Origin of the sequence: Pseudomonas sp. NPDC089406, assembly GCF_044900265.1 — a bacterium.
Taxonomy (GTDB): domain Bacteria; phylum Pseudomonadota; class Gammaproteobacteria; order Pseudomonadales; family Pseudomonadaceae; genus Aquipseudomonas; species Aquipseudomonas fakonensis.
In genome coordinates, this window is record NZ_JBJDNC010000082.1 from 3,259 (window position 1) to 4,890 (window position 1,632).

The following is a 1,632-nucleotide window of genomic DNA, read 5'->3' on the forward strand; positions in this document are numbered from 1 at the left end:
GTCAAGGCCGAGAGCTGATGACGAGTGCTCATTAGAGCGCGAAGTGGTTGATGCCATGCTTCCAAGAAAAGCTCCTAAGCTTCAGATAACTAGGAACCGTACCCCAAACCGACACAGGTGGTTAGGTAGAGAATACCAAGGCGCTTGAGAGAACTCGGGTGAAGGAACTAGGCAAAATGGCACCGTAACTTCGGGAGAAGGTGCGCCGGTGAGGGTGAAGCACTTGCTGCGTAAGCCCACGCCGGTCGAAGATACCAGGCCGCTGCGACTGTTTATTAAAAACACAGCACTCTGCAAACACGAAAGTGGACGTATAGGGTGTGACGCCTGCCCGGTGCCGGAAGGTTAATTGATGGGGTTAGCGCAAGCGAAGCTCTTGATCGAAGCCCCGGTAAACGGCGGCCGTAACTATAACGGTCCTAAGGTAGCGAAATTCCTTGTCGGGTAAGTTCCGACCTGCACGAATGGCGTAACGATGGCGGCGCTGTCTCCACCCGAGACTCAGTGAAATTGAAATCGCTGTGAAGATGCAGTGTATCCGCGGCTAGACGGAAAGACCCCGTGAACCTTTACTATAGCTTTGCACTGGACTTTGAGCTTGCTTGTGTAGGATAGGTGGGAGGCTTTGAAGTGGGGACGCCAGTTCTCATGGAGCCATCCTTGAAATACCACCCTGGCAACCTTGAGGTTCTAACTCAGGTCCGTTATCCGGATCGAGGACAGTGTATGGTGGGTAGTTTGACTGGGGCGGTCTCCTCCCAAAGAGTAACGGAGGAGTACGAAGGTGCGCTCAGACCGGTCGGAAATCGGTCGTAGAGTATAAAGGCAAAAGCGCGCTTGACTGCGAGACACACACGTCGAGCAGGTACGAAAGTAGGTCTTAGTGATCCGGTGGTTCTGTATGGAAGGGCCATCGCTCAACGGATAAAAGGTACTCCGGGGATAACAGGCTGATACCGCCCAAGAGTTCATATCGACGGCGGTGTTTGGCACCTCGATGTCGGCTCATCACATCCTGGGGCTGAAGCCGGTCCCAAGGGTATGGCTGTTCGCCATTTAAAGTGGTACGCGAGCTGGGTTTAGAACGTCGTGAGACAGTTCGGTCCCTATCTGCCGTGGACGTTTGAGATTTGAGAGGGGCTGCTCCTAGTACGAGAGGACCGGAGTGGACGAACCTCTGGTGTTCCGGTTGTCACGCCAGTGGCATTGCCGGGTAGCTATGTTCGGAAGAGATAACCGCTGAAAGCATCTAAGCGGGAAACTTGCCTCAAGATGAGATCTCACTGGGATCTTGAATCCCCTAAAGGGCCGTCGAAGACTACGACGTTGATAGGTTGGGTGTGTAAGCGCTGTGAGGCGTTGAGCTAACCAATACTAATTGCCCGTGAGGCTTGACCATATAACACCCAAGCAATTTGCGCGTAAGCCGAATTGTGGTGGTGAAGACGAAAGAACCGAAAGTTCAAAACGTCAGCAAGAACCACAAACATCACATATCCGAATTCGCTGGGCTGTTCATCTGAACGGACTGGCTACCGAATTTCTTGACGACCATAGAGCATTGGAACCACCTGATCCCATCCCGAACTCAGCAGTGAAACGATGCATCGCCGATGGTAGTGTGGGGTTTCC

2 rRNA genes (1 of these 2 only partly in view) are annotated in these 1,632 nt (G+C 52.9%); both read left to right on the forward strand.

Going from position 1 to position 1,632, the window contains the following annotated elements:
- Window positions 1–1,399 (forward strand): 23S ribosomal RNA (locus tag ACI2KK_RS28835) (it extends 1,591 nt beyond the left edge of the window).
- Between the two features lie 144 nt (window positions 1,400–1,543).
- A 5S ribosomal RNA gene (gene rrf, locus ACI2KK_RS28840) occupies window positions 1,544–1,632 on the forward strand; the annotation flags it as partial.